We start from the raw sequence: 23,552 nt of genomic DNA on the forward strand, positions 1-23,552 counted from the left end.
TACCCCTAAAAATATAATACTATGGCGTTACAGTCGAAAACACAAATATTCATTGGAGGAACAGCTATAAGTGCCTACAAAAAGTTAATGTTGCATCAACAAATTGATTCACATCATATCATGGAATTGGTCTGTAGAATGGATGTCTTAGAGAATTTCACAGGAGATATTGCCTCTCAGACTAAAGATTATCTAGGTCAGATTATTACCATTCAAATTTCTTCTTTGGGTACATTCTCTGGATATAAAGAATTTGAATTTAAGGGAGTAGTTACTTCTGTAAATAGCACTATGGGATTCCATCAACAAAATGGAGATCTAGTAACGATTAAGGCTCATAGTTGTAGTATTATTGCTGATGATGGCCCTCATTATAACTCTTTTAATGATATGGATCTTGCTTCTATTTTAAGCAACACCTTTCAGGGATACGATCAATCGAAATTAGAAACTATTTTTAGTCCATCAGATACCGAAAACATTCATTATAGTGTACAGCACCAAGAAAGTGCTTTTCAGTATGCAAGTAGATTGGCTGCTCAATATGGAGAATGGTTTTATTATAATGGTAGTGCATTGGTTTTTGGAAAACCAGAAGATGAAGATGAAGTTGTTCTTACGTACGGTCATGATCTACAAGAGTTTTCATTAGACTTAAAACCCTCATCTAATAGTTACAAATATTTTACTAATGATTATTTAACCGATGGACAGCACGAAAAGGCTACTACAGAGGTAAGTTCTGGTGTAAATGGATACAATGGTTTTACCAGTAACAAATCTGATGAAATCTTTCCGAATGAAACCAATATCTATGTAAATTCTTATAACGATCCTTCTTTAAAACAACGAATCGATGGCTATGTTGAAAAACAGAAAAAAGCCGAAGAAATAAAACAAGTTATCTTAAAAGGATCCAGTGATAATCCTGGAGTAAAACTTGGTCAACTTATAAATATTAAAAGTGACAATGGAGATTACGGAAGTTTTCGGGTGATTAAAATAACGCATACCAATACTGAAAATGGTAGATATCAAAATAATTTCGAAGCAGTTACTTCAGAATTAGACGCATATCCAAATACCAATATGATGGCATTTCCAAAAAGTGAGACTCAGGTAGCCGTTGTAAAAGAAAATAGCGATCCTGATGGTATCGGTAGAATAAGAGTTCAATTCCCTTGGCAAAAAGAAACTGGTGAGTTCACTCCTTGGTTACGAATTGTAACTCCACACGCTGGAGGAGAAAAAGGATTTCACTTCATTCCAGAAATTGATGAAGAAGTTTTAATAGGATTTGAAGGAGGAAATGCAGAAAGACCATATGTATTAGGTACTTTATATACAGGAGGAGCCAACCCAGCTGGTTGGAATACAGCAAACAATGATGTCAAAGCCTTACGAACCAGAAGTGGACACACTGTTGAACTAAACGACGCTGATGGTTCAGAGTTTATCATGATTACTGATAAAAATAGAAATATCATCCATATAGACACTGCTAATAATGATATTACCATTTCTGCCGGAGAAAATATGACATTGAATGCAAAGAATATGCAAATAAATGTAGATGAAAACTTGGATATTTCTGTTGGCAAAAACAAGAATGAAACAATTTCTGAAGATTATTTTATTAGTGCTACTAATGAAGATAGACAAATTGGAGAAACGATTAAAGTAATAAGTAGTGAATATAAGCAAGAAGCACAAGAGATAACTACAGATGCCAGTGGAGAGATTAAAACAAATGCAGGAGGTAAAATCACAATTGCTAGTGCAGAAACTGTGGAATATGGTGAATAATAGTAAACTAAAGACTATTATTTTAATTTTAATATGTACAATATCAAGTATCGGTATTGTCTCTTGCCAAAAAAACAACTCTGAGAAAGCAACAATGAAGACTTCGAAAGAAATGGAAAAATACGAATGGAGACCTACAGCATCCGCTCCAAAATATAATCCGATGCAAATTCATCAGGGTCATTTGATATTTGAAAACGGTGAAAGTATTTATATCCCTTCAGGACATACACTGCATCAAGGTTGGGGAAAAGTTGGTCCCACTCATGTGGTCGGCGAAGATTTAAAACCTATTCCTATCAGATTAGAAATTGTTTGGATTTCCTATTTAGAAAAGAAATTTTATGGAGGAAGCTTTGATCTACCTAGTAATCTTATTAATAATCTATTTAAAGAAGGGTTTATTAACCGCTTAGGTAAGAAAGATACTTATGGAGACATTAATATAGGTCTTGCTCCTGGTGGAATGATCGTAGTTTGGCTTCTAGGAGGAGGGAAAACAATTGAAGTAGCACGTTTTAATGCTTCCGAGGTTGAAGTAAGTATAAAAGAATTTGCTCCCTCCGCTGTGCTATCAATGGATGAATTCATCAATTCCGTTTTAGAAGAGGATTTTAGCGAAGAAGTTAAAGCTAAAATGAATCCAAATGCAATTCCATTTGGAAAATGGGAACATTATAGACAAAAATTTTCTTGGAAACCATCTGTCAATTTCTATGAAAAAGGAACATTACAAGAAATTCGAATGTCTTTTTATAATGGTGAAAACTTATATACTCTTGGTTCCAATAAAATCTTATCCGAATTTCAAGAATACGCAGTACCTGATGAAATAAGGTTTGAATGGGAAGATGAAAATAACAATGAATTTGGAAGTCGAATTTACTTCAATGAAGAAGAAATTCAAGAAGTTTTTCACACCTTCTTTAAAAATCCTAATCAGAAACCGGCAGAATTAACTCTTAAAATTGACAAATACAATAGCAATATTGAGTTGGCTCTACAAAACGATTCGGAAAAAATAGAAATCAAAAAAGCAAGAGTGAAGATATACGAAACTTCTAATTAAAATATTATATGGGAGGTATTGGGTTAACAGCAACATCAACAGGAGCACAAGAAACTAGCAAAAGCGTACTTAGCGGAGTTAATGTACAAACAGCTCCCGTACACGTAGGCAACGCAGAATATGAGGAACTGACTCCAGAAGAAAGCGTAAATATTACCGCAGCTGTCTTTTTTGACGGAACTGCAAATAATAGAGAAAACACCAATATTCGTTTAGAATACGAAAAAATGAAACGTGGAGAACCACATGATGAAGAGCTCGTAAGAAAATATCGGGATTTCTGGTGGGGAACTCCTTGGAGCCCTAATAAAACGGGGAGTTATGACAATGATCATTCTAATATTTCGCGATTAGAACCAGCCTACGAGCCTGTAGATGAAGAAAAAGTTAAAAAGTTTTCAATTTATATAGAAGGAATAGGTACAGAAAATGAAGGCTATGATTCTAAAATAGGAATGGGACTCGGAACCGGATCTACTGGTGTTCGAGCAAAAGTAAAAAAAGGATGTGAAGAAGTTGCGAATAAAATCGAAAGAACAGGTGAAAAAGACATCAATGTTCTTACTATCGAAACTTATGGATTTAGTAGAGGAGCCGCAGCAGCAAGAAACTTTATTCATGAGATAACTCAAAGAAAAGGTCAGGTAAAAGAAATAATTACCACTGGTTCTGGAGAATATGCTCCAGTATCAACTACGATCATTTATTACGATGTTGACAATGGTGCTCTAGGAGAATTTTTACAGCAAAAAGGTATCAAAGTAAAGATGATAGCAATCCATTTTGCAGGTTTATTCGATACTGTTGCTTCATTAGGATTAGCACATGGAAATAATACCGCCGAACTTAAGTTAAATGCAGTGAAGAAATCACAACACACCTTGCAATTAGCAGCTGCGGATGAACACAGAAGTAATTTTAGACTTACCGATATTCGAAGTACTGGTAATAGAGGTGTAGAAAAATATCTTCCAGGAGTACATTCTGATATTGGAGGTGGTTATGTCCACAATGCAGATGAAGAGCTAAGACTAGATTACACATTAACCAATCTCGAAGATCTAAGAGCAGAAAGAGAATTTTTAATTGAACAAGGCTGGTATAAACCGAATGAAATCACAGTTAGTGATTTTTGGGGAACTCTCACAGGAGATAGAAAAGGATTGAGTAATCGATATAGTTATATTCCACTTCAGATTATGGCAAAATTCTCTAAAAACAAAAATGTAAGTATATTGACCGGTAAAGTTAATAGAGAATACCCTATTCCATCCGAGTTGAGCACTACCAAAACTATATTAGAGGAATACGTTTTTAATGACGGAGTTCCAATGTCTTACAACAATCCAGAACATCACATGCTATTAAGAACATTAAGAAATCGTTATTTCCATTTCTCAGCGCATTATAGCAGTATTGGTATGGGACCAAATAGAGTAAATGGAAATAGACAACGTGTAACCCAAGCTGGATAATAAATATTTCAAAATGCCAAGAACCCTGCCCCATACCGATCAAATCATAAAACTCAATGGAGAAAGAACAACTCGTTCCTATACTTCAGAGGTGGTGAACATCATTGAGCAAGGAAATAACACATCCCATACAGCAGTAGGAATAGAGTTTGACTTTACTTTTTTTGGATTGGATCAGGAAGGCTTACTGAATTTCAGAATGGAAGTAAAAAAGCGAGTACTATTGAATGAAAAGTTTAGTGTAATTCGTAAAGTGGATAAATCACAAAGAGTTGCGTTAAAAGTAGCTGCTATCAATGATGTTTTGGAAATAAAACTGGACAAAAGTTTTAAATTCAATAGGGTTGTTAATACCAAAGAGATAAGACAAAAGTGGAAAGAAGTTAAGGTGGATTTGTTAGAAGAGTTTCCGGACTTATTAAAAATGACGAGCGACTTTGACTGGCAATTACAAGAAGACAATATCCAACAAGTATTTTTAGAAGATAATTTCTATCAGTTCTTTTTTTCTAATATTTTTTATCAAGAATTTAAAGACAAACAATTAGCAGATCAACCTAAAGTGGCTGCTAATGCTGTGGGCAATATCAATATCCCAATTATTGAACAAAAGAAAATTACTAAACAAGACATTGGTTTCACGAAAGTAACGATTACTTCAGAAGCCGAAATGAATATAGAAGACAAAAAGTTTCCTTTACCCAAACTAAATAATTTCCTAGGCAAATTGCCAACGAAACCAGGAGATAAACATACGCTGGATTTAGAATATAAAGGTTCCTATAAAGTGAAACCTCAGATGGGTTTAGTCACAAAAGGAGAATTAGCATATTCTTTTGAAGTAAAGGATTTGTACAAGAAATCAACTACTATAACCTTTAATTTAGAAAAAGATGAGTAGTAAAATATATGTGTTAGATGGAGCTTTACTAGAATGTAATCAAGGTTTTGTACCTGCAAAATTGCTAGTAACGCAAAATCAAAAGGTAAAAATTCAAGGCAAGTTTAAGGCCACAGATATGGATACGCAAGTACCTGCCACCTTTGGTCAGTGTAAATTAAAACCTACCAGTGGTGGATATTTACCTTGCATACCTGCTTTACAAAAATGGACAAAAACTACGAAAACTTCTACACTTGGTGGAAGTAAAAAGTTCTTATACGAAGACTCTGAATGTATGTGCGGTACAGGTGGCAAAGTTACCATCATGCAACCTATGCAAATTAATACAGGAGGTAATGCTAGCGAAAAGTTCAAGGAGATAGCAATGACCATTCCTGGTGCTATGATGGGTAATGACAAAGCTCCTAAGGTTGTAGAGAGCTATTGGATGGATGCAGCGGGAAAAGAGAAAATAGACCGCATGAATTATGGTGAAAAAGCAACTATGTTTGTACAAACCGAAAACATGGAGGTTGGTGAGAATGTGGAAGTTCGAGTGAAAGCTAAAAACGGAAATGAAATTAAAGATGGTAAAAGCGAATTGCTCTATTCCGGTAAGGTAAAAGCAGATGGTACAGTTTCTCTGGATTTAGTATCCATTGACAAACCTCAAAATGCGCAAAACACCAATTCAAATACTACCACTAGTCCTGCAAATAATGTTTATAGAAGCGCGGCTAATGAAAGTTCATCAGAAAAAATAATTTTGGAAACTGGAGTGGTTAACAAGGGTAATCGTATTAATGAAAATGGTAAGATTATAATTGTAAATTCTAAAGGAAAGCGCGCCTATGATTGGATATATGCCGACGCACCTAGTGAAAGTACCATGAAAAAAAACGGAATGTCAGGTTATGACATTACCAATATTAATCTTACTAAGTCCTACCCTACTGCCATGTTAAAAACAGAAATGAAAGCTGTTTTATGGAGTTTTTCTGATATAGAAGATGGGTTTGGAAAAAATGGTAGAGATCTTGCCAATCATTTTTTTACTGGACAAGGAAGTAATTTCATCTTTGATAATAATTCTAATCCCGTTAGAGAAATCAAAGACTCAAGCCAGTTTAAGGAATTTATACCAAAACTAGAACAGGAGTTAGTAGATCAGTATAAAAAAAATAATTACGTTACTAAAAACCCTCAAAAAGTATATAATTTTAGCACTAGTCTCCCCTATTATAGTGCTTTGCAAGGAGTAAACCCGAATGTTAATGAAGTTGCAACTTTTGTGGGTGGAATTCAAGGATGCCTTGCTAATTATGAAATATACGATCAAGATGGTGAAATCGGTGCAACAATCACAAACCTATCTTTCTTCGACACCTTTGGTGCTGGATGGGAAGATGGAGGAGCCGATGGAATGGCAAAACAATGGATACCTGGTTTGGTAGCGATGTTTTGTCTTCAACATTTTAAAAACGTTGATGATAAAAGCAAATTCCAACCGTTTGCAATTATGTTAAATATTGAGTTATGATGAGATTTAGTTATGCAATCATATCGATGTTGATGTTTTTATGTTCTTGTAAATCACAAAAACATGAAATGGAAATTAGATATACTTCCCTTAATGATTATGACGCGAATTATATATTTAATTTACAAAATAATACAGAAGCTCTAAAAAAGATTCATGAATTTGCTAAGGAAGAAATAAAAGCACAAAAACACTTTGTCGATTCTTTAAAAGCATCTAGTTATATGGATAGTTTACCAAAAACCTATAAAGATCATCAATATGGCACTTCATTATCCTTAACAGCATCAGACATATCCTTATATGTGCCACCTAAATCAATGGATCGTGTGCAAGATGAAGAAATGGTAATTAGATATGAATTAGATGAAGAAAATTTTACTATTAAAAATATTGATATCGGCAATAAGTATCATTCCCAAACTTATGACATTAAAGAAACCAACAAAACTGATCAATGTCTCTTACAAATCAGTACGGGTGAACTTACCTTAGATGTTTTATATCAGATCTTTGAAAAAATACATAAAATACAATATCACCGTCAAAAAGACCTCTTCACCTATCAAGTTTTTGATAGTAAAAACAACCATGTGCTGGATATCACTTATAAAGATAAAGGTACATCGCTTTTGCTAAACTATATATAAAGATGCTATGAGTACAAAAGAATTAGAAATAGTTATCGATACTATCACTGCGGCAAACAGAAGGTTTACCTATAATGAAACATTGACACTAGAAAACGTCGAAGAACCTCAGGTGATCAATGCTTATTTTGCTGAGAAAACTGTAAAAGAAGAATCTTTAAAAGATGGAACTTATCAATATACTTTTGATAAAAATACTAGTACCGATAGCAAAACCAAACGATCTAACGTAGCAAAAGCTATTCATAAAAGTATAAATGACGAACTATCTTCCCAAAACAAAGAAGTACGCTTAGCTGATATTACAAAGGTCATTAATATTAAAGAAACAGGTAAAAAATGGCCTTTACAAAGCCATGCAAAAGATAGTACACTAACTTTTGACCAGTATAAAAATGAAACTAAAATATACTACAAAAAGCTTACCTCTGCACCTATGGGGTATCAGGTATATTTGGTTACAGAAACTAAAAATTTAAAGGATAAAAAAGTTAAGGTCAAAATCCATGAAAAAGAAAGTGATCTTAAATTGCTAAAAACCAAAGATGATATTCTCCCTGTTTTAGTATTTGCCAAAAAAGAAGATACTACTACAGAAACAGAAGCATCCGATTGGATTGAGATTGATGTAAAAGAAGAAAACGGAAATAAGGAAAATGGAAACTTATTTCTATACAAAGAAGCAAACGAAAATAAGATTGAAGTAGGGATCAAAAAAATACAATTACGCCCTAAAGAAGATAAAATCAAAACTGAAGGAGAAGACGCACATAAAAGTTTTGAAGGTTGGCAAGAAACTTTATATATCCGCGAAGACGAAACCGAAGAAGGTAAAAAAGCTATCAAAGATGCTGAAGCATTGGCAGAAACGAGAAAAAATGAAACTTTTATTACGTTAACAAGGGATGCAGAGGCTGATAAAAAAGAAAACAAAAAGAGTTTTCCTAAAAAGATAAGCGGGCCAAAGACCATTAGTATGGGTACAGACGCCGTATATATACTAGATACTTACAATACGTCAGCTACAGAAGATGATAAAAATAATATCCGTTGGTCTTTTTATGTCCAGGGAGACCCCAAAGCGACTACAGCAGACAAAGAAAAAACATATATCGATGCTAAAAGTAAATCAGGTTGGTATACATATGCCAAATCAGAGATTGTAAATAACAAAAATCAATTAACACTAGTTTTTGACAAAGCTCTAGTAGGCAAAAAAGTACAAATTGAAGCATTTAGAGGATCCCCAGATTTAAATAATGCGAAAGATTATGTTAGAACAACAACGGTGCAAGAAATACCAGAACCTAAAATCTCTAAACGAGAAACAACTAGCTTTTGGCTAACCACCCAATGCGAAAGTGTAGAGAATGCAGGAGAAATGATTGATAAAGAATTTAAAAGTTATTTTAAATTAAAAACTCCTGAGCTATTATTTCCGTTTAGAAGTATTCCCCAAAATTATCCTGGAAACTATAAAACGAAACGTTATAAGGATTACGATTATACCATGCATGAAAAAAATGCTGCTACTTTTGGATTTCCAAGAGGAAGTAATAGGATTCATGCCGCTAGAGATTTATACTCAAAAGTTAATGAACATATATATGCAATAGGCGACGGTGTCGTTAAAGCCAGTGAAAACTTTTATATGAATACTGATGTTATTGTAATTGAGCACGATTACGAATACGTTAAAGGTTACAATATGGTAGTTAGGTATGGGGAAGTTGATAAGAATACCATAAAAGTAAAAGTAGGAGACAGAGTGAAAAGAGGGCAAAAAATTGCAGAAGTTGGTCAATTAATTAGAAGTGACGGTACAAATTTTCAACAACCTTCAGGAGAAAATAGAGGAATGTTACACATTGAATTTTATACAGGGGAAGAAAAAGAAAAAACTTTTAAACCTGGATGGGTAAATACAAGTGAAATGTTACACGCTAAATCAGATAGTTTTTCCAGCGGAAGATCGTTTAAAAGAAGACGTGATTTATTTGATCCTTTAAAGATTTTAGACAAAATGCTTAAAAACTCACAAAATGAGAACTTAATAAAATAGACTTATGAGATTAATACTCCCTATATTACTATTTTTGTTAATTTCTTGTAAAGAAGTTTCAAAAAAAACTCAGCCTGAGAACTTATTGGATAAAAAGTATTCAACAACAACTCAAGAAGCTAACAAATCTAGTTTAATCAATAATGTTGAATTAGATAAAAAAAATACAGACAGTATTTTTAATAATCTATTTAATAAAGAATTAATTGGTGTATCTATAAAAACTGAAGACGAAAAAGATATCTATAAAAAATATTGGATAGACTTCAACAGTAGATGTATGTGTGATTCTCCTTCAATATTTTTAGATAAAAAGAATAAAAAAGTATATATATATAACTACTGCAGAAATTCAGTTCCTCCTAAAAACAAAGAACCTTTTTTTGAATATGTATTGGAAAAGATAGTTTTCAAAGAGAATGAATTAGAAATTTCAATTAAAAATAATATAGAAGAAGAAATCATACTCAAATTTAATGAAATTGAAGATGAGATCTATGCAATGAGTATAGATGGGGATTTTCCATCGGATTACATTGGAGATAGGATAAATAATTTATTTACTCCTAGCCCAAGTAGCTTTGAAAAAGAAGATTGTGGTGACTTTGATGGATAGATAGAAAACAGTACCTAAGCATTAAAAACGAATTAGGCTGTTATATCTATGCAAAATCAGAGATTACAAATAATAGAAATTAGTTAAAACTTGTTTTTGATAAATCACTTGAAGGTAAAACTATACAAATAGAACCTTATAGAGGGTCACGAGATCACAAAGCATCCAAAGATTGGGTATATGAAAACACTGTAAAAAGTGTAAAAATACAGAAGCGAGATACTTCCTCATTTTGGCTTACCACACAATGTAAAAGTGTTAAATCTCCAGGAGATATGATTGATAAGGAGTTTAAGAGTTATTTCAAATTAAAGACTCCTGATACAATTCATATTTATCACGATGGACATATTACTAAATTAAATTTTGAAGCTCTTAAAAATGTAAAATACAGATATCATAACAAAAATGGTGATATTTATAATATATGCGCCTGTGATCTATTTGAAATAGATAAAAGAAAACAGGGTGTGTCTAATGATAAAGTAACAGCCCACACCGTTGAATCTGGATATGATGCAAACAATATAGTTACATATTCTCACGCTGCAAGTAGAAAAAAATATACTTATCCTGACGGAACAATAAGGACGTATGGTAAGTTTTATCATCCACAAAAAGGTACTAATTACAGATTAGTCACTTATGAAAAAGGATCAGGAAAGACTTTAATTGTGAAAATGCCAGATCAACTTAATAAAACAATAGGAGATCAAAAAATAGTCTTTAATTTTACTAAAACAGCTAGGAGATATTGTGGACCAGAACACTTTGCTGGTTTTATTGGTGTACTAGCAGAAATTGAATATACAAATATTAAGTCTGGTGGTAGTTGTGAAAAAGATGGAACATCTTTTCCAAGTGTAAAGCATATAAATGGACAAAGTATTGATACTAATTATCTTGGAGATAACATAAAAGATCAAAAAGTTATTGATGCATTACATAACTTTGGATTTACTGAAATTTTAAGAGGTAAAAACAAAAAAGCCTTTAATCATGCCAGTGACGGAGGAAAACTTCATAACAATCATCTTCATTCAGGAGAATTCGTAGGAAAATACAGATAATATGGACGTAACAAAATTTGGTTTAATTATAATATTAATATTATTTGTAACTAACTCTTTATTTAGCTGTAAATACAGTGAAAAAAAAGTTAACACAAATATAAGTGACTCAATTGCTGTTAATAGTGATCAAAATGGAATATTAAAAGACACTTTAAAAACAAAACTTCCATTAGGAAAAAAAGAGTTGTTACTCAAAGATCTAGAAAGTAAAATTGCAAACGATTCTTCTCTACTTTCAGAAATTCTCAAATATTATGATACCATAAATGGTAATCCAAGTATTCATTTTAAAGCTATTGACGATTCAAATTTCAATTCTTTTTATAAACCTAATTTATCTGATTCTAAAAATCCCAAAGATTCAGTTTTTCTAAAATCAGAAGGAGGATATTACTTTTTTAAATTAGTAAAAAAATTATCTTTTGTAAATGATAAAAAACTATTAGTTTTTGAAGGAAAATCCTCAAGTTTAGATTATGATGGTAATATGATTTTTACAAATAGAAAGGATTTAGTTATTCTTGATAATAAAAACAATATTGTAGATGCCCTAAATATTTATTATAATTATAGTGATGGCATTTTTGCAAAGACCAAGCTATTTTTTATTGATGAAGATTATTACATTTCAATTAGGTACTATATGGAAGACGAAGAAGGAAGAACAAACTTTTCAGATATTGAAAAATTTAAAATAACTAATGAAGGTAAAATAGTAGGAATACCTAATTAAATATATTAGTTTCTATTGAACTATAAATACTAAAACGACATGTAATTTCGCTTATTTCTAGTAATTCTAAACATAAGATTCACCTTTCTTAAAAGAAAAATTTAGCCTAAAAAAATATATAAGATGAAAATATATGTAATGTATGAAACTAAAAATCGTTTCATATCCTTTTACGATAGTTTTTATTCTCTGAAAAAGAAAACAGAATAAAATGAGAACTATAGTATTTTACTTTACAATTTTAACGATTTTCCTAGCTTGTAAACAATCACAAAAAAACACTCAGAATAATAATCTATCTAAAAAGGTTGTACAAGATACTTTAATAAACAGCTTAAAAAAAGATAAAGATTCAAATAGCTTATTGCTAACTAGCATTAAAGGAGATACATCTATATCTACAAAAGAAAGTAAAAAAGTTCATCCTATTTTAGATAAAGAACTCCTTGGTTTAGGAATCAGAGATAGTTTAACTACAAATGTTTTTAAAAAGTATTGGATAGATTTCTATGCAATATGTTATCCTTTAGCACTATCTTTATATATAGATTCTAATGCAAAAAAAATATATGCATATGATTATTCATTTTATTTTGAAGACAAGAGTTTTTCAATACAAGATCTTTCCCTTTCTTTTATCTTTCATATAGAAAGCTATCAAGAGGTAAAAGGTAATTATCATCATCATTTACATCTTAACAAAGGAAGTTTCAGTCCAAACTACAAGCAATAGTAATGAAAATATTTTTAACAATCCTATGGAGCACTTTTGTATTTGTATGTTCATGCAAAACAAATGATAAAACTGCTATAATTTCTAAAGAAAATAGTCTTGATAAAATTCAAAATAGTAGTGATAATTTAAATCTTAAACAACAACAAGATACAATAGATTATTATTTACCGAAATTTGCAAATGCCATTCCTAGCTATCATCCATATGATAAAAAAGAAATGAAGAATGATGAGTTAATAAAATACAAATCCATTCAATCAAAATTGAAAGATTTAAATGGTAATTTCTTAGGAGATTCTGATGAAAATGATATTATCGGACATCCGGATTATGATTCTAAAAATTTAAAAATATGGATCAATGATGTGAAAAGGAAAAAAATAACCTTTTACGCAAAAAAAATTTCGAAAAGATATGGTTTTTACTATGATAAAAACGAACTAATTTTAGTAACTGAAGCAATTAAAACCAATCGCGGTTTTGAAATGGATTCTATTTTCTTAGATAAGAATATCTTAATTTGGAAAAATTCAAAAAACGAAGTAGTACTTGATGAAAATATTATTCAAGGAAAACGACAATATTTAAACAGACTTAGCAGAGAAATAGATGAAATATATAGGAATGAATTAGGATTTATTGAACAATATGAATACGAGAAAGATTCATTATCATCATTTGTAATATTTAACCTTAAAGATTAGAACAAATAAGAACTCTGTGAGAAATACTAACTCCAAAAATTTCTGAGTGTGTAATTACCTCATTTTGGCTCACCATACAATGCGAAAGTGTTAAATCTCCAGTAGATATTATTGATATGGAGTTTAAGAGTTATTTCAAATTAAAGACTCCCGATACAATTCATATTTATCACGATGGAAAAATGAGTAAGTTAAATCTAGATGGATTAACCAAAATACAATGATTCGATATATAATAATATTCTCAGTTGTCATTATTTCCTTAGGATGTGCGATTACTTCGAAAAGCGATATAAACGACTTAAATTCAAATGTAAATAACTCCTCTACAGAACAGCAAACATCATCTGAATCTAAATGGATAGATCAAGAAATAGGTTCTAAACTATTATTGACTAATTTCCCTGAGTTTTGGTCATATTCTAATAGTGAATCTCAAGATAAAAATAAATATAATTTGCTTCTTGAAGAAATTGAAAAGTCAAACCAAATTAATAAATCAGAAAGTAACTTAAATAATTTTATGTATGAAACTAAAAATTATTTCATCCCTTTTTATGATAGTTTTTATTCCCCTGAAAAAGAAAAAGAGTTACCGGATTTTGATTTAATAAAAAGTTTTAAATTCAACCAAAAAATCATTATTTCGATTTACAAAAAAGAAAATTATAGTCAAAGTCATGGTATTCTTAAAAGACTAGATCTAGTGGTTCATGACAATAACAAAGAATTGGTAGATGGATTAAATATATGTTTAGTTGGTAGTGGAGATCAATATGCCTACACAAATAATTTTTATATTAAAGATGGTATCATTAATTTAAGAAATTTTTATATCTACGATGGAGAATCATCAAGTAGTGAAATTTTCAAGTACAGAGTCCTAGACTCAGGAAGTATTGTCCCTTACTTTGAACAAAAGGAAGGTGAATTTACCAGTAAATCTGAAAAAGGAGAACTAAAAAATAATACTAAAACAGGAAAAATGGATTGAAATTAAATATAATAGATTTATTGAAGAAAACACTTATTTAGAATCTATTTACAGAGAAGGCAAACCAATAAACAAATGGAATTATTACAATCTTGTTGACGATAATCAAAAAGGCGCCGAACTTCTAATGACCGAAAAATATTCAGAAAAAGGAGATTTATTAAAAAGAGAGGTTTTTGAAAAAAAGAAATAGGCTATATACAATTAATCAAAAAAATTTTTCTTTTGATATGCTAATGACGACTTCACATTTTTTTTAGTAATTATCTTGATAAAAACAACACATATCAAACTATTTTTAATCATATTACTTTCCACTGTTTGTGAAAGCAATATAACTCCTATACCAACTGATTCCTTAATAAAAGGAGATACCATTTTGTTTCAACAACCTGAGGTTGAATATTTATCAGAACCTTTATTTATAAATGATAAATATCCGTTAGAAGGAGAAATAGTAGTTCTAAAATCTTTTATTGGAAAACCTAATACTGTGCAAAAGCAAATAGATGATTGTGGAGCTATTCTAGAAAACTCTGATGAAATATGGAAGTACTTACATTGGGAAATTGAAGTCTCCAAAACTAAGTACGCATTCAAAAAAATTAATCTAGAGCTGTCAAAATTCACAGTTAAACATAAGAATGTTATCTTTTCTAACAATTACACTTTACTAAATTTTCAAGAAGATTTTCCTGTGTCTTTTATAAAAAATAAAGATGACGAAAAAAATGGAATTATTACTATTCTTATGAAGACTCATCCCCTATCTGATGATATTTATATATTTACTTTTCATGATAAAAAATTAAAAGAACTCCGTTATTTCTTTCCATGTTAATCATTACTTTTTTAACATCAAAAGATCTTAGATCATCCAAGATAAAAAAACAATACAATGTATTTTAAAAAGTAGTGTGCAAAAAGAATATCTTAGTGATATGAATAGGACTCGAATTCTTAAAACACTTATAATAACCTCAATATCAGTATTTACTATAATTTCTGGATGCAAAAAAGCCACACAACAAAGTAATTCGACAGATACAAATAAACCAACAAATCGTTTAGAAGTATATGTAGATAGAGGAGCTTTTGAGTACGATAGTTTTAGTTTAAGAGATACTATACTTACTTATCATCCATCCAAAGAAGGTTTTGAAAAAGATAGTAGTTACTCCAAAAAAATTGTAAAACATATCTCCAAAAAACAAAAAGATAGTTTGTTAGCATATATCATTACGCATAACGTATTAAACAGTTCTGATCACTACAGTAATGAAACAACCGATAATAGTCTTTTGCAAATTACTATAATACATAATCAAAAGACCAAAAGAATATCCTGCGAGGATTTTCAAAGAGGTTGCCCAGATAAAATTCAATACTTCGAGGAATTATTTATCCAATGGATAGAAGTAGATTTAAGAAGAAAACTATTACCTGGATAGAATGTAATCTCACCTCTACTCTATCATTATTTATCCCATATATTATACCCAAATACTATTTTCTTCTCAAAAAAGGGTAACAATTTCATTACCATTTGTATCTAATAACAAAGACGTAATCTAATGGGGAAAAACACCCATTTTTATGTAGGAAAACATAAAAATAACATAGGTAACTACATCACTCATAAAAAATTAAGTATTTTTATATGACAATAGTTAGGTACTATCTTTGATTACATAAAGAGGTCTATTATACGGTTCGATGTATCAATTTCTCCCCCAAATCGATTGAACCGTCTAAAATGTTAACTCAGTATACCAATCGTATACTAATATATAAACACGATAAAGAAAATTTCGTTAGTAGTATTATAGAATACAACCAACATAAATAACTAAATCATGGCGCTGCAATCAAACACTCAAATTTTCATAGGAGGAACTCCTATTAAAGCTTACAAAAGATTAATGCTTCATCAAGAGATTGATGCCCATCACGTTCTGGAACTAATCTGTAGAATGGATGTATTAGAAGGTGTTTCAGGAGAAATTGCTTCGGAGAGCAAAAATTACCTGGGAGAAATTATAACTATTAAAATAGCCTCTTTAGATACCGCTAATGGATATAAAGAACTAGAGTTTAAAGGTATTGTAACTTCCGTAAGTAATACTAAAGGGTTTCATCAACAAAATGGTGATATGGTTTCTATCAAGGCACATTCTTGTAGCATCATTACTGATGATGGACCACATTATGATTCGCATAGCGACGTTGGACTATCTGAAATATTAGATAAAACATTTCAAGGCTATGACAAATCAAAGTTGGAAACTACAATCAGTCCTAACAATTCAGAAAGCCTTCATTACAGTGTGCAGCATAATGAAAGTGCTTTTGAATATGCTAGCCGACTGGCGGCCCAATACAGTGAATGGTTCTTTTATGATGGAAGCAAATTAGTATTCGGAAAACCGGAAGATAAAGAAACTGTAGAGTTAAATTATGGCCATGATTTACAGGAGTTTTCTATTAACCTTCGCCCTACTCCTAATAACTTCAAATATTTCACGAATGATTATCTCACAGATGAGCAGCACGAAATGACTACCGCTCAGGTGAATTCTGGAGTAAATGGTTTTAATGGGTTTACCAGTCAAAAAAGTGAAGCGATTTTTGCCAAAGAAACAAGCATCTATGTAAACTCTTATTACGATCCACAATTAAAGAAGAGATTAGATACACACGTAGAACAGCAAAAGAAAGCTGCAGAAATTAGACAAGTCCAGGTACAAGGTGTAAGTGATAACCCTGGTGTTAACATTGGACAGGTTATCAAAATCAAAGGAGACCAAACCGATTATGGCAGTTTCAGAATCATTAGTGTTTCTCATAGCTCTACAGAAAATGGTAAGTACCAAAATAATTTTATTGGAGTTACAGCCGATTTAGATGTCTATCCAAATACCAATATGATGGCTTTTCCAAAAAGTGAATCTCAGGTAGCCACTGTTATGGATAATTCGGATCCTGAAGGAATGAGCAGAATAAAAGTGCAGTTTCCTTGGCAAAAAGCAAGCGGGGAAGAAACGCCGTGGTTACGCGTACTAACACCTCATGCTGGTGGTGGCAAAGGATTTCAGTTTACGCCAGAAAAAGGAGAAGAAGTAATTGTTGGATTTGAAGGCGGAAACGCCGAGAGACCATATGTGATGGGAGCTCTGTTTACAGGAGGTAGTAATGCAGGAGATTGGAAAACCGAGAAAAATGATATCAAAGCTATCAAAACGAGAGGAGGTCATACCCTATCCTTTTCTGATGAAGATGGGAAAGAAACGATTACCATAACCGATAAAAATGGCAATTCTATTATTCTGGATACTTCTAAAAAAGAAATAAACATTAGCGCTCCAGAAAAAATTAATTTTTCTTCTAAAGAGATCAATATCAATGCAGAAGAAACGGTAAATATCGATGGTAAAAACAATGTAAACGTTAAGTCTAAAGAAATTCTAAACGACGGTAGCTCTAAAGTTACTATCAATAGTGCTGCAAAAGTAGAAGTGGGTGCGCCGAGTACACTTGTAGAAGGAAAAGCAGAACTAAAACTGACGAGTAAAGGGATGACCGATATCGATGGTACTACCATGACCAATGTAAAAGGAGGATTGTTAAATCTTAATTGTGGGTAATTAATCATGAATAATGAACACAATCCCATAGCACAACTTATCACTACCATTCAACAAAAATGGATAGATGAGGTAACTCCAAATAATCATATACAGTTGGTACGATGGTTAATCAAACCAGATCAAGCTAGACTATATGAAGGGTTTCTGCGTTTAGAATCCACTCCCAATGGTGGTTTGCCAGATGTTCCTATTGTATTATTAACAGCTTTTGAAAATAAAGAAACTCATAGTAGAAATCTGATTAAAGATTGGATCGAAACTTTTAAAAAGGATAAAGAACTACAGAAAGAACTTAATGCACGAGATTTAAAATTCGATTGGAATATTTCTGAATATGAGACCAAACTAGAAAATGAAGATACAGATCATAATCTTCTATTGCTGGAAATGTTAAGTACATTCCAAAAAGCGATGCCTAATCCTCAACTACATCTAGCATTGTCTTTGTATCCATATTCTGTAGAGGAAACCAAAGATTATGGTAAATGGATTGATCATCTGATACAGCTAGGATTACCGGATAAGGTTAGGATTATGTTTTTTGATTATGTAGAAGAACGATATTTTGACAATCTCGTCAAAACACACTCAGATATTGCTCAGTCTTTAGCCGTTCCTATAGATTTACAAGGAGCTATTAATAAAATCGCTGCTGCAGGAGATCCTAATGATCCCGAAGTTCAATTTAGACAATGTATGATCGAAATGTCTAAAAGCGTTACCAAAAAGAATTTACCACGACTTCATACCTGGGGAAAGAAAGGACTAATGATCACTCAGAAATCTGGTAGTAAGTCTGCATTTGCAACAGCGCATGTGATTTATGCAGGTATGCTTTTTAATTTTAAAGAATATCAAGCTATTGATGAACTACTGCAAAAAGCAATGGCTATCGCAAAACAAGGACTGTCTGGTGGAGAAGATAACTGCAAACCTATCATAGTGCAGACCTATGGATATCAAGCTAGCTGCAAGCAATTACAAAAACAAAAGGATCTAGCAGCAGATTTATTTTGTAAACAAGCTGAAACTTCTATAGAATTTGGCTTTGGTCCGCAAGCATTAACCGCTTGGTGGCTAGGATATAATGTGATTAAAAAAAGAGATAAAAAACGCTATGCAACTGTTGTTACTGAAGCGTATCAATATGGAGTTTCTTTAGCTCCAGAATTGATAAAATCAACTTGTATGGCATATATCGCAGCAGACTATTACAATCTATGCGAAAAGAGTAGAGATCTAAACGAATGTGAATCTGTTGATGTTTTTATGAAAGAAATCGAAGGAGAACAATGGAGAACAAATGTAGAAGCACATCGTAAAGAAATGGAAAAAAAGAGTCTTTCAATTTTAAACTGGTTTTAGATATGTTATTAGCTAGTAAACATTTTACTCCTGTCATCGGAATTGATATACATATCACTGTACTTCCGCCAGGAATTCCTACTCCATTACCCTATCCATATGTTGGAATGGTAATAGATCCTATGGATTATGTTCCTATTATTGGGTCTACGGTAAATGTAAATTGTGTACCAAAAGGAAATAGTGGTACAGCTGGTATGATCGGTACTGTGATCCACATACCAATGGGTGGTCCCTTTGCCATGGCTCCTATGATTGGACATGATTCCATGAACTTTTTTGGAAGTACCAAAGTAAGTGTAGAAGATTCTTACTTTACACCAGCAGGATATATGACCATGACCTGTAATGATATTGGGATGCCATTATCTGCTACTCCAGGAAAAAAGATGAAACCTGTTCCTAGTTTATACCTACCATCGTCGATGAGTATTCCTATGCCCATGGGAAAACCTGTAAATGTTGGTGGACCTTACGCTCCGGATTTAATGGGAATGTTAATGGCTCTAGTAATGTCTTATGGTTTTGGTGCGTTGATGAAAGGAGCTGGAAAAGGATTAACAAAGTTAAATCATAAAGTATTAAAAAAGTTCCCTGCCACACAAGGTCTTAGTAAAAAGATGTGTAAAATGGGATTCGAACCTGTAGATCTTGTTACAGGTCGGATGGTTTATGAAGGAGAAGATTTTAGCATTGCCGGACCAATTCCTATTCGTTGGGAACGAAATTGGTACTCAGATTCTGCCTATGAAGGCATTATGGGATACGGAATGCATTGCAACTATGACCTTGCCTTGCACGTAGACTATGACGAAGATAGTATTGTAATGCGTTTACCAGATGGAAGAATTACTTCTTTCCCAATGCTACTTGTAGAAAATGAATCGTCTTATAACAGAACTGAAAAACTAACACTCACTTTCATCGATGGTCGTACCTATGAAGTTACCGATCATCAAACACAACAGACCTATACGTTTACAAAATTTACTGACTCTCTATATAAACCTACTAGTTTAAGAAATCCCGAAGGTTTCGAAATTCAATTTGTATATAATGCGGTGTATCAGTTAGAGCAAATCATTGATACTGCAGGTAGAAGGATTGATTTAGAATTAGATGAAGACAATAGAGTTACCGAAATAACAGCAACACACCAAGGAGAAACCAGAACACTCGTTAGATACAACTATAACAAAGAAGGAGATTTAACCGAACTCATTGATGCATTGGATCAAAAAACGGTGATGGAATATGAAAATCATCTAATGGTTAAGAAAACAGACCGTAATGGTCAAGCGTTCTATTGGGAATATGATGGAAAAACCACGGGAGCTAAATGTATCAGAACTTGGGGAGATGGTGGTATTCTATCTGGTAGTATCGAATATCATAAAGGATACAATATTGTTACCAATTCTTTAGAACAAGAAAGTATTTATTATTTCAACAATCTAAATCTTTGTACACAAGTAACCGATCCAATGGGAGATCATATTTTTCATGAATATACTCCATATATGGAACCGTATCGGGATATCGATGAAGAAGGAAACATTACAGGATATAGTTATGACGAACGCGGAAATCTTACTGGATTACATCAGCCAGATGGTTCTGTTATTGGATTTGTATATGACGAAAAAGATAGATTGGTGCTTACCAAAGATCCTGCTGGTGGATCCGTAGTAAAAACTTTTGAAAATGATCGTCTACATGCTGTGATTGGATTGGATGGAGGTGTTACTTCCTTTGAATATAATGAGCAAGGACTGATCGATGAAGTAAGAGACAATGCTGGTAATCGGACTAAACTTGCGTATGATGAAGATCATAACTTACACAGGTTAACATTGCCAAATGGTGCAGAATCTCATTGGGAATATGATGCTTGGGGAAGATGTTTACATACTAAAAATTCTGAAGATCACCAGCAGCAATTCTTCTACGATGAATTAGACCGTATTTACCAAATACGACAAGCTGATACAAATTTGGTAAAACTAAAATACAACGCTTATGATGAGGTAATCCAAACCATTGATCAAAAGAAACGTGAAGTGAATTTTGACTATACGCCAATGGGAAGCCTTAAAATGCGAGAAGAAAATGGCAGGAAAGTATTTTTTAAGTACGATACCGAAGAACAGTTAAACACTATTACCAACGAGCATAATGAATACTATCGTTTTTCTAGAAATGAAAAGGGAGAAATCATTAGAGAAATTGGTTTTGATGGATTGACCAGAAAATATGATCGTGATCGCGCAGGAAAAGTATTAAGAGTAAATCGACCAGATGATAAATATACAGAGTACGAATATGATTATAATGGGCGAATTACAAGAGTAGAACATAGTGATGGTACTTGGGAAACCTATAGTTATGATCTCAATGGTAATTTAACAGAAGCTATCAACGAACATAGCCATGTACAACTCATTAGAGATTCTGCGGGACGAATCATTGCCGAAAAGCAAGACGGTCATATTGTAGAAAGCGAATACGATGCACTAAGCAATCGCACCAATATCACTAGTAGTTTAGGTGCTAATATTGCCTTAACTAGAAATAAACTTGGCTTGATTGAGGAAATGAATGCTGCCGTTTCTTCTAAAAGCTTCTCTCCTTCCGAAGGAGAGATGTCCACCCAAAGTGGACAGAGAGGTTCTTGGACCGCACAATTTGAGCACAACAGTTTGGGTATGGAAGTAGAACGCATACTTCCTGGTGGTATTACCAATCATATAGAATATGATCATGCTGGTAGACCTATACAACACAAAGTAACTGCTGGCAATCGAGAAATGCGCCATCGCACGTATACTTGGAATGTAAATGACCGATTGACCAAAATGGTCGACGAATTAACTCGTGGAACGGTAGCCTATGGTTATGACGAATTTAATAATCTGGCTAGCGCTCGATATGAAAACAAGCAGTTTGATTACAAATTACCAGATGAGGTGGGTAATTTATACAGAACGGAACGCAAAGGTGATCGAAAATATGGAACTGGTGGACAACTTTTAGAAGCTGATGGAAATATATTTAAGTATGATGCAGAAGGGAATCTAATTACTAAAATAACTAACAAAGGAAACTGGGACTACGATTGGTACGGAAACGGAATGCTAAGATCCGTAACCGACCCTAAAAACAACACTACCCAATTCGAATATGATGCTCTAGGTCGCAGAACTGCAAAAATAAATTTCCAAAAAGGCTTCTCTCCTTATCAAGGAGAGATGTCTACCACAGGTAGACAGAGAGGTTCCATCACCCGCTTTGTATGGGACGGCAACGTTCCTCTCCACGAATGGAGTTATGATCTCAAAGACAGACCCGAACTAGTAGTAGATGAATTTGGAATGCTGGCAGAAAGTAAACCCGAACCTATAGAAAACCTGATTACCTGGGTTTTTGATGAAGGTACATTTAAGCCTGCTTCTAAAATTACAGCAGAAGACTCCTACTCTATCATTACAGACTATCTGGGAACTCCCGTAGAAATGTACAATAGTAAAGGTGAAAAAACCTGGCAAGTAGAGTATGATATTTATGGAAAAGTACGTAAACTTGTAAAAGGTTCATTGAACGATTGTCCATTTAGATACCAAGGACAGTATGAAGATATAGAAACTGGTTTATACTATAATAGATTTAGATATTATACACCAGATGAAGGAAATTACATTTCTGTTGACCCAATAGGAATAGCTGGTGGTTTCCAAGTCTACAAGTACGTTAATGATCCTAATAGATTAACAGATGGTTTCGGTCTTTACGCTGGTGAGGGTGTTCGAGATTTAGGCGTTTATCATTCTTTTTATGATGCTCAATTACCAAATAGCATGCATAATGCTTCTGATGCTAAACACTTTAGAGAAGGTAACAAACAACTTTTCGAGGCCATGGAACAAGATCCAAAACTTAAACAAACTATGATGAAGAAATATCCTGGTGTTGTTGATCATGTAGCTCCTGGTCCAAGAGGAGGCCATAAATCAACCTCACCTCCAGGACTTACCTGGCATCACAACGATAAACCAGGTGTTCTTGAATTAGTTGATAGAAATGATCATAATACATTCCATAAAGTATATCACCCAGATGGAAGTGGAGGAAAGAAAAAATGGGGTGGCGGAAGAAAGAAAAAACTTAAGAGAAAAGCTAAAGTTAAATGTAAATAGAAATAG

At 32.7% G+C, this 23,552-nt stretch carries 18 protein-coding genes; all 18 read left to right on the forward strand.

Features of this window, described 5'->3' with window-relative positions:
• Positions 1 to 21 precede the first annotated feature (21 nt).
• The 18 genes from ACWNT5_RS11215 to ACWNT5_RS11300 all read left to right on the forward strand — a co-directional run bounded on the left by ACWNT5_RS11215 (position 22) and on the right by ACWNT5_RS11300 (position 23,546).
• Positions 22 to 1,806: a type VI secretion system Vgr family protein gene (locus ACWNT5_RS11215; protein ID WP_299600210.1), complete on the forward strand. Its 1,785-nt coding sequence runs from the start codon at positions 22 to 24 to the stop codon at positions 1,804 to 1,806.
• A gap of 94 nt (positions 1,807 to 1,900) precedes the next feature.
• Positions 1,901 to 2,875: a DUF2931 family protein gene (locus ACWNT5_RS11220; protein ID WP_456517365.1), complete on the forward strand. Its 975-nt coding sequence runs from the start codon at positions 1,901 to 1,903 to the stop codon at positions 2,873 to 2,875.
• A gap of 8 nt (positions 2,876 to 2,883) precedes the next feature.
• Positions 2,884 to 4,350 carry a T6SS phospholipase effector Tle1-like catalytic domain-containing protein gene (locus tag ACWNT5_RS11225; protein WP_299600205.1) on the forward strand — a complete coding sequence of 489 codons (1,467 nt, stop codon included), beginning with the start codon at positions 2,884 to 2,886 and terminating at the stop codon, positions 4,348 to 4,350.
• Between the two features lie 13 nt (positions 4,351 to 4,363).
• Positions 4,364 to 5,251: a hypothetical protein gene (locus ACWNT5_RS11230; protein ID WP_456517366.1), complete on the forward strand. Its 888-nt coding sequence runs from the start codon at positions 4,364 to 4,366 to the stop codon at positions 5,249 to 5,251.
• A complete protein-coding gene (locus tag ACWNT5_RS11235) occupies positions 5,244 to 6,773 on the forward strand; it encodes a DUF4280 domain-containing protein (protein WP_299600201.1) in 1,530 nt (509 codons plus the stop codon). Before ACWNT5_RS11230 ends, ACWNT5_RS11235 begins: the two co-directional genes overlap by 8 nt.
• Positions 6,770 to 7,423: a hypothetical protein gene (locus tag ACWNT5_RS11240; RefSeq protein WP_456517367.1), complete on the forward strand. Its 654-nt coding sequence runs from the start codon at positions 6,770 to 6,772 to the stop codon at positions 7,421 to 7,423. Before ACWNT5_RS11235 ends, ACWNT5_RS11240 begins: the two co-directional genes overlap by 4 nt.
• A gap of 7 nt (positions 7,424 to 7,430) precedes the next feature.
• Positions 7,431 to 9,485: a M23 family metallopeptidase gene (locus tag ACWNT5_RS11245; RefSeq protein ID WP_456517368.1), complete on the forward strand. Its 2,055-nt coding sequence runs from the start codon at positions 7,431 to 7,433 to the stop codon at positions 9,483 to 9,485.
• A 4-nt stretch (positions 9,486 to 9,489) separates the two neighbouring features.
• Positions 9,490 to 10,101: a hypothetical protein gene (locus ACWNT5_RS11250; protein ID WP_456517369.1), complete on the forward strand. Its 612-nt coding sequence runs from the start codon at positions 9,490 to 9,492 to the stop codon at positions 10,099 to 10,101.
• Positions 10,102 to 10,376: 275 nt separating this feature from the next.
• A complete protein-coding gene (locus ACWNT5_RS11255; protein ID WP_456517370.1) occupies positions 10,377 to 11,171 on the forward strand; it encodes a hypothetical protein in 795 nt (264 codons plus the stop codon).
• A gap of 1 nt (position 11,172) precedes the next feature.
• Positions 11,173 to 11,907 (forward strand): hypothetical protein, encoded by a 735-nt coding sequence (locus ACWNT5_RS11260; RefSeq protein ID WP_456517371.1) that lies wholly within the window; start codon positions 11,173 to 11,175, stop codon positions 11,905 to 11,907.
• Positions 11,908 to 12,118: 211 nt separating this feature from the next.
• Positions 12,119 to 12,640 (forward strand): hypothetical protein, encoded by a 522-nt coding sequence (locus ACWNT5_RS11265; RefSeq protein WP_456517372.1) that lies wholly within the window; start codon positions 12,119 to 12,121, stop codon positions 12,638 to 12,640.
• Positions 12,641 to 12,642: 2 nt separating this feature from the next.
• Complete coding sequence (locus tag ACWNT5_RS11270; protein ID WP_456517373.1) at positions 12,643 to 13,347, forward strand: hypothetical protein; 705 nt, start codon at positions 12,643 to 12,645, stop codon at positions 13,345 to 13,347.
• Positions 13,348 to 13,567: 220 nt separating this feature from the next.
• A complete protein-coding gene (locus tag ACWNT5_RS11275) occupies positions 13,568 to 14,341 on the forward strand; it encodes a hypothetical protein (protein WP_456517374.1) in 774 nt (257 codons plus the stop codon).
• Between the two features lie 268 nt (positions 14,342 to 14,609).
• Positions 14,610 to 15,182: a hypothetical protein gene (locus ACWNT5_RS11280; RefSeq protein WP_456517375.1), complete on the forward strand. Its 573-nt coding sequence runs from the start codon at positions 14,610 to 14,612 to the stop codon at positions 15,180 to 15,182.
• 76 nt (positions 15,183 to 15,258) lie between these two features.
• Positions 15,259 to 15,792, forward strand: a complete 534-nt coding sequence (locus tag ACWNT5_RS11285) for a hypothetical protein (protein WP_456517376.1) — start codon at positions 15,259 to 15,261, stop codon at positions 15,790 to 15,792.
• 405 nt (positions 15,793 to 16,197) lie between these two features.
• On the forward strand, positions 16,198 to 17,985 hold the full coding sequence (locus ACWNT5_RS11290) for a type VI secretion system Vgr family protein (protein ID WP_456517377.1): 1,788 nt from the start codon (positions 16,198 to 16,200) through the stop codon (positions 17,983 to 17,985).
• Positions 17,986 to 17,991: 6 nt separating this feature from the next.
• Entirely contained in the window at positions 17,992 to 19,353 is a 1,362-nt protein-coding gene (locus ACWNT5_RS11295) for a hypothetical protein (protein WP_456517378.1), read from the forward strand.
• 2 nt (positions 19,354 to 19,355) lie between these two features.
• Positions 19,356 to 23,546 (forward strand): DUF6531 domain-containing protein, encoded by a 4,191-nt coding sequence (locus tag ACWNT5_RS11300; protein ID WP_456517379.1) that lies wholly within the window; start codon positions 19,356 to 19,358, stop codon positions 23,544 to 23,546.
• Positions 23,547 to 23,552 lie beyond the last annotated feature (6 nt).

The organism is Aquimarina sp. 433 (assembly GCF_054054605.1).